The following is a 7,608-nucleotide window of genomic DNA, read 5'->3' as shown; positions in this document are numbered from 1 at the left end:
ATCTGCTGACTTTTGATGCGAAACAGTTGAACTGGCAGTGGAATATTGCTCAAATTCAAGCCCGAAATATAACCGATAATGTGGTGGAACTGCTGCTGCTCCAGTTGAAGAAATTGCCAGAAGAAACACGGCAAATTCTTCGCTTAGCTGCTTGCGTTGGCTCTGAATTTGATTTAGACACGTTAGCGATCGTTTGTGAAAAATTGCCTAAAGCGATTTTCCAGAATTTACTAGCTGCAATACATGCTGGATTAATTCAACCTTTATCTGAATTGGACGAAAACTTGTTAGTTCAAGAGTATAAATTTTTGCACGATCGCGTACAGCAAGCTGCTTATGCCTTAATTGACGAATCTCAAAAACAAGTTGTTCATCTCCAAATCGGTCGCAATTTACTCGAAAAAACTTCACTCCAGCAACGATCGGAGCGACTATTTGAAGTCGTGGATCATCTCAATCATGGAATTGAGCTTGTCATAGATCGACCCCAGCGAAATGAAATTGCCAAATTAAATTTGATGGCAGGTCAGAAAGCCAAAGCAGCTACGGCTTATGAAGCAGCGCTTCAGTATTTCACTACAGGACTGAAACTCCTTCATCCAGAGAGTTGGCAGAATCAGTATGACCTTACCTTGGCGCTGTACTCAGAAGCAGCAGAAGCAGCGTACCTTCAAGGTTGCTTCAGTGAGATGGAAGAATTCGTAGAAGTGGTACTCAACCGTGCCAAAACAGTCCTTGACAAAGTGCAGGTTTACGATAGCAGAATTCAAAGTCATTTGTCACAGGGCAACCTGAAAGAAGCACTTAAAATTGGCTTGGAAGTATTGCGGCTTCTAGATATCACCTTAATAGAAACTCCGAGTCAGTTAGATGTTCAAAAAGGATTGGAGGAAACGGCTACACGACTCGCTGAACGAGAGATCGCAGACTTAATCAATCTACCAAAGATGACAGCGCCAAGACCGTTGGCAGCCATTCATATCTTAGGAAGCATTGTGTCTACTGCATTTTTTGTGTCACCAGTACTCATGATACTGATGATATGCAAAATGGTGAATTTGTCGATCGACTACGGCAATGCTGCTTTGTCATCACAGAGTTATGCTGCCTACGGAAATATTCTAGGCGGAGTCGTTCAAGATATTGAACTGGGGTATGAATTTGGGAAATTGGCTTTAAGCTTGGCAGAGCGATTGAATAGTAAAGGGGGAACTGCTAAAGCATTAATGGTATCGGCAGCTTTTATTATGCACTGGAAGGTGCATCTCAGGGAAACAATACCCGTTCATACTGATGCTTATCAAGATGGAGTAGAAACTGGAGACTTTGAAGTTGCTGGTTATGCTGCCTATAACGCATGTTGTTACTCGTTCTTCATCGGTGAGGAACTCAACCAACTGGAACAAAGAACGGCAACCTACAGCGAGGCGATCGGACAAATCAGGCGGGAAAACCCTTCTAACTGGATTGCAATGTTATGGCAAACGATCCTTAATCTGTTAGGTCAGTCTGAGAATCCTAGCCGTTTAATCGGCAGTAAATATGATGAAGAGCAAGCGCTATCACACGCGATCGCCGTTGAAGATAAAGTTGAAATTCTGTACTTATGCTTAAGTAAAGTTATCCTATGTTATCTATTTGGCGAGTATCGTCAAGCTGTACAAAGTGTTGTGCTAGCCGAGCAATATTTTGACCAGATAACAGCGGTGTCGCTCTTACCTTTGTTCTGTTTCTATCATTCTTTATTGCTTTTGCACCGATGGATTGAGGCTTCGAGTGTTGAACAGGAAGCTTGGTTAAGTCGTGTTAGCACCCATCAAGAAAAGATGCAGAAATGGGCAGAACACGCCCCCATGAATTATCTACATAAATTTTATCTAGTTGAAGCAGAGAAAGCACGAGTCTTAGGGCAATTTTTTGAGGCTGAGGAGTTTTACGAACTAGCCATAGCAGGTGCTGCTGAGAATGAATTTATCCAAGAAGAAGCATTAGCTTATGAATTAGCTGCTAAACACTATCTAGCGCGGGGTCGGCAAAAAATTGCCCAAACCTACATGAAAGAGGCGCATTATTGCTACGATCGCTGGGGTGCAAAAGCTAAAGTTAAAGACTTAGAAAATCGCTATGGGCAGTTTTTTTCTCAGTCATCTAGGGTAACTGCCACGTCAATTCCTCCCAATTCTGGAACTACTTCTAATACCTCCCACAGTGCTTTAGATTTAGCCTCAGTGATGAAAGCATCCCTTGCGATTTCTTGTGAAATTGAACTAGAGCAGTTGCTTCGTTCCTTAATGCAGGTCTTAATTCAGAATGCTGGCGCACAAACCGGATATTTGATTCTGGAAAACTCAGGAGAATGGACGATCGAGGCTTCTTTTGAACTGAATGATGGTGAAAATGTTTGTGCTACAAGAGTGCTGCAATCGCTCCCAATAGCAAATCGCTTGCCCGAAACAATTATTAATTATGTTATTCGCACTCATGAATCTGTCATTTTAAATGAGGCGACGAGGGAAGGAAATTTTATTCAAGAACCATACATTCAACAGCACCAAACTAAATCTATCTTCTGTTTGCCACTGCTCAATCAAGCTAAGTTGGTTGGCGTGTTGTATCTCGAAAATCAACTGGCGGTTGGAGCATTTACAACAGAGCGATCGCAAGTCTTGAACCTATTATCGACCCAAGCAGCGATCGCGATCGAAAATGCTTTCCTTTACTCAAAGCTGCAAAAGAGCGAAAGCAAGATAACTCAGTTTCTCGAAGCGGTTCCGGTCGGGATTGCGATCGTGGATGCGACTGGTCGCCCTTACTATGCCAACCAACGGGGCATTCAGCTAACGGGTAAAGCAACCGATCCTGACGTAGCACCGGAGCAAATTTCAGCAGTTTATCAGTTTTATGAAGCGGGAACGGAGCGAATCTATCCGACAGAGAAACTGCCAACTATCCGAGCGTTAAAGGGCGAACGCACCAGGAGTGAAGATCTAGAAATTCGGCAAAACAACACCACAATTCCAGTTGAGGCATGGGGAACGCCAGTTTATGACGAACGGGGCAATATAGCTTATGCGATCGTCGCCTTTCAAGACATTACCCAGCGTAAACAAGCAGAAAAACTATTAGCCAACTACAATCGCATTTTGGAGCAACAGGTCGTAGAACGAACCGCCGCGTTACGACAAAGTGAAGCCAATTACCGCAATCTGATCCAAACTGCAAATTCAGTCATCCTGCGCACGGATACACAAGGACGAATTCGATACGTAAATGACTGTGGACTGAGCTTTTTCGGCTATGAGGAAGAGCAAATTTTAGGGCGTACCCTACTAGAAACTATCGTTCCAGAAACTGAAACCTCTGGACGCAATCTCAAACAATTTGTTGACAATCTGTTTGACAATCTTGAAGCTCCCTTGCCTCAAGCTTACTTGCAAACCGAGAATGAAAACCTCTGTCGAGACGGCAGACGTGTTTGGATTGCCTGGTCAAATCAGGCGATTCTGGATGAGCAGGGACAGGTCGTTGAAATTTTATCAGTTGGCAATGACATTACAGGGCGCAAACAAGCCCAGGAAGCCCTACAGCGTAGTGAAACTAAGTTTCGCAACATTTTTGAAAACTCACAGGTCGGCATCTTCCGCGCCCGCCTCTCGGATGGATTATTTCTCGATGCGAATCAACGCTTTGCGAATCTATTTGGCTTCGATTCACCCGATGAGGTGATTGGGCTTCTACATGCTGTAGACTGTTATGTAAATCCCAGCGATCGCCACAAAGCCGTTGAATTGCTGAACCGCGATGGTAAACTGCAAAACTTTGAAGTGCAGTTGCGAAGACGAGATGGAACATTGTTTTGGGCACTTTACTCTGCTCGTCCGAATGTTGCCGATGAATGCATGGAAGGTGTGATTGCAGATATTAGCGATCGCAAACGAGCAGAAGTCGCTCTACAAACGAGTGAAGAACGACTACGCTTAGCATTAACCGCTGCAAATCAAGGACTCTACGATCTCGATTTAAGAACTGAAGAAAGAATTGTTAACCCGGAATACGCTTTAATGCTGGGCTACGATCCAGCAACATTCCACGAGCCTATTTCCGAATGGATTGCTCGTTTGCATCCTGACGACAGAGAATCAGTTGTCGCAACCTACCGTGCTTACATTGCTGGAGAAATTCCCAGCTATCAAGCAGAGTATCGCCAGCGTACCCAGGATGGTCAGTGGAAATGGACTCTTTCTGTTGGCAAAATTGTTGCTTGGGACGAATTAGGTCAACCCACGCGGATGTTGGGAACCCACGTTGACATTAACGATCGCAAACGTGCCGAAGAAGCCTCGATTTTGGAAGAACGTAACCGCATGGCACGCGAAATTCACGACACACTCGCCCAAGCGTTTACAGGTATTCTGATCCAAGTCGGTGCGGCAACTCAAGTGCTAACAGACGATCCAGAAGCAACCCAAACGCATTTAGAAACGATTGAGGAATTAGCACGCATCGGACTGGGTGAGGCGAGGCGATCGGTAACAGCACTTCGTCCCCAGTTGTTAGAGTCTGGCAATTTATCCACTGCGCTCGATCGCCTAGTCACCCTGATGAGAGCTACTACCGATACTGCGCTAATTTACCAAATTCAGGGTACAGCATACAGATTACCCGCCGAGGTAGAAAATAACTTACTGCGGATCGGACAAGAAGCATTGACAAATGCAATCAGATATGCTGAAGCGAGTGAAATTAGAATTGAGTTGGTCTATGACGATGTACAGTGTAGCTTGCGAGTCAAAGACAATGGACAGGGCTTTGGAGTCGGTAGCGTTCCACACATCGGCGGATTTGGCTTGTTGGGCATGAGCGAACGGGCAGAACGCATCGGAGCGCAATTAAGGATTAGCAGCCAACCTGAGCAAGGTACAGAAATTGTTGTCGTTGTCAACTCTTGAGTGAGGATCGTCATGAGCCAATCCGCTACGATTCGAGTTTTGATTGCTGACGATCATTCCATTGTCAGACAAGGATTGGCAACCATTATCAACCGCGATCCAGAAATGACGGTAATTGCTCAAGCGGAAAATGGACAGCAAGCGATCGATCGCTTTCGGGAATACCAACCGGATGTGACGCTGATGGATTTGCGAATGCCGCAAGTGGGAGGAGTTGAAGCGATTAGTGCTATTTGTACCCAATTTAAATCTGCCCGAATTATCGTACTCACAACCTACGACGGCGATGAAGATATCTATCGGGGATTGCACGCAGGCGCTCAAGGCTATCTGCTTAAGGATGCTAAACCTAACGAGCTGCTTCAGGCAATTCGCACAGTAGCTCGCGGTCAGCAGTATATTCCGCCAGAAGTCGGAGCAAAACTAGTGCAGCGCCTAAGCAATCCAGAACTGAGCGATCGAGAGCTAGAGGTACTTGGTTTGATGGCGCAGGGAATGAGCAACTTAGACATTGGAGCAGCCTTAACTATTGGTGAAAGTACAGTCAAATCTCACGTGAATCGCATTTTAAGTAAATTAGGCGTGAGCGATCGCACATCTGCTGTCATTGTGGCGGTAAAACGTGGAATTGTTAATTTGTAAGCTTGACTTCAGTGGAAATTTGGATTCCAACTTTAGTTGGAGTCAACCTTCCTTTGATTGATGGACTGATTCATCAATCGCTTTACTGAGTAAAAGTTTCAACTCGATATGGACGACAAGTCGGAGTCAATTTCATATATTGAATTTATGCAAACACTAACAGCAATTTAGTTGCAAGAACTAAGCTTGCTTGACATAGATCGCAGCAAGAGGATGGTATGGCGATCGCTTGCGATCGCTATCTCTTCCCTTAGAGGTATTCCAGTGAGCCAAGACCGAGATCGCAATTTGTTATTCATTCCGGCTTCAATAGAGGATCGCATACAAGGTGTGCTGAGTGCCACCGTAGTGCTGGTGATGTATGGGGACTATCAATGTTCTCAATGTGCCAACCTTTATCGACTGATTAAAGTCATTAGGCGACAGCTTAGTATTTCATTTGGAGAGAACTATTTATGCTTCATCTTCCGTCATTTTCCAGAGATACAAATTCATTCTCATGCTCAACGTGCGGCACAAGCAGCACAAGCAGCAGCCGCCCAAGGTCAATTTTGGCAGATGCATGACATTTTGTTCGATCGCCAACAAGAGTTGGGAAACGGCTATCTTGTGGAGTATGCCAACGATCTAGGACTTGATATCTCCCAATTTCTACGAGATCTGTCTAAACAAGTTCATGTCGCTCGCATCAATGAAGAGATCGAAAGTGGATTACACAGTGGAGTAAAGACCACTCCAGCCCTGTTTATCAATGGAATTCGCTATACCGGATGCTGGAACATTACGCAGCTAATGGCAGCCATTGTCGCTGCAAGTCGTTAAGTTCTCCAACGATTCATGCGGTCGAACCCATGCTCAAAGGCTTACGCTGTTAGATTTCAAGCGGTTTAAACGTACCTAATTATTGACCCCAAAGTTATGTTTTTTCAATTCGTATTGTATGGTGAACAATCATGAGTTCAAATCAAGAGTTTCTGCAAAATTTATACGATGCCTTTAACAAAGGCGAGATTGAAACAATCATCTCGGTGATGCGCCCGGACGTGAAATGGGCGAACGGGGTGGAAGGCGGTTTCGTTTATGGACGCGACGCGGTGCGCGAATACTGGACTAATCAATATAAGGTTATTCAAGCGGAGCTTGAGACATTAAAATTCGAGACGGACGAAAACAATCGGAATATTGTCACCGTTCATCAAATCATCAAAGATTTGCAAGGCAATGTGCTTGCGGATGCAACAGTTCATCAAATCTTTACCATTGAGGATGGTGCGATCGCTCTTTATGAAATTGGCAATACCGAAACAATCCAAGAGATGATTCAAAAGACGAGAACTTCCCACGCGCAATAATACTTCGGTCTGATTTCAATAGCCGATTTTGCTCGGTTTGTTATCTCTAATTACCAATTTATTAACTATGACAACCATTACATTTAATAACAGAGGCTTAACTACCACTCAATTGCAAAAAGTCCTCGCTCATATCAACACTCACCTCGATCGCGATTTATCACTGGTGCAAATTGCCAGAGAGATCAATATCAGTTCTACTTACTTTGCCAGTTTGTTCAAACGCACTACAGGAATTTCACCTCACCAGTACGTGATTCGACAACGGGTAGAGCGGGCAAAACTGATGCTTGCAAAAACCGATTTGGCGAGCGCAGACATTGCCTTACAAGTAGGTTTCTCCAGTCAAAGTCATTTGACGCAACAGTTTAAACGTTTCACTGGAATGACACCAAAGCAAGTGCGCCCTTTTCATAAGAATCTGACAAACTGCCATAAGAATCTGACAGAAGTTGAGGGTTGGAACTCAGTACATTCTAAATAGATGATTAACACGTTCGCGATCTAAAAAAACTGGAGGAACAAACAATAGACCTCCTGCATGAATCAAACAGCATGTGCCAGTTCGTAATTAAGCAGACCTGCAATCAGATTCAAACGTAAACCAAACCGCTTTCTCCGATTGCGATAGCGTCCAGAAAAAATACGGAAAATCTTGAAGCGTC

At 44.4% G+C, this 7,608-nt stretch carries 5 protein-coding genes and 1 pseudogene; 5 read left to right on the top strand and 1 reads right to left on the bottom strand.

What is annotated here, in order from left to right; genetic code table 11:
* From ACRC32_RS22175 to ACRC32_RS22155, 5 genes are all read left to right on the top strand, one after another.
* A partial coding sequence (locus ACRC32_RS22175; RefSeq protein ID WP_438556006.1) for a PAS domain S-box protein occupies positions 1-4,949 on the top strand: 4,949 nt, incomplete at its 5' end.
* Between the two features lie 12 nt (positions 4,950-4,961).
* Positions 4,962-5,591, top strand: a complete 630-nt coding sequence (locus ACRC32_RS22170) for a response regulator (protein WP_438556005.1) — start codon at positions 4,962-4,964, stop codon at positions 5,589-5,591.
* A gap of 264 nt (positions 5,592-5,855) precedes the next feature.
* Complete coding sequence (locus tag ACRC32_RS22165) at positions 5,856-6,413, top strand: DsbA family protein (protein ID WP_438556007.1); 558 nt, start codon at positions 5,856-5,858, stop codon at positions 6,411-6,413.
* A 131-nt stretch (positions 6,414-6,544) separates the two neighbouring features.
* Positions 6,545-6,943 (top strand): nuclear transport factor 2 family protein, encoded by a 399-nt coding sequence (locus ACRC32_RS22160; protein ID WP_438556004.1) that lies wholly within the window; start codon positions 6,545-6,547, stop codon positions 6,941-6,943.
* 67 nt (positions 6,944-7,010) lie between these two features.
* Positions 7,011-7,427 (top strand): helix-turn-helix domain-containing protein, encoded by a 417-nt coding sequence (locus ACRC32_RS22155; protein WP_438556003.1) that lies wholly within the window; start codon positions 7,011-7,013, stop codon positions 7,425-7,427.
* A gap of 62 nt (positions 7,428-7,489) precedes the next feature.
* Here the strand turns inward: ACRC32_RS22155 and ACRC32_RS22150 are convergent.
* Positions 7,490-7,608: pseudogene (locus ACRC32_RS22150) on the bottom strand (IS5 family transposase); the annotation flags it as partial.

The organism is Chroococcidiopsis sp., assembly GCF_051657925.1.
GTDB lineage: Bacteria > Cyanobacteriota > Cyanobacteriia > Cyanobacteriales > Chroococcidiopsidaceae > Chroococcidiopsis.
The sequence above is the reverse complement of the archived record's forward strand: the minus strand, read 5'-3'. Positions and strand labels throughout refer to the sequence as shown.

Excerpts from the sequence above, each read along its gene's own strand:
- ACRC32_RS22170 (WP_438556005.1), top strand. The coding sequence starts at position 4,962 with ATGAGCCAATCCGCTACGATTCGAGTTTTGATTGCTGACGATCATTCC.
- ACRC32_RS22160 (WP_438556004.1), top strand. The coding sequence starts at position 6,545 with ATGAGTTCAAATCAAGAGTTTCTGCAAAATTTATACGATGCCTTTAAC.
- ACRC32_RS22155 (WP_438556003.1), top strand. The coding sequence starts at position 7,011 with ATGACAACCATTACATTTAATAACAGAGGCTTAACTACCACTCAATTG.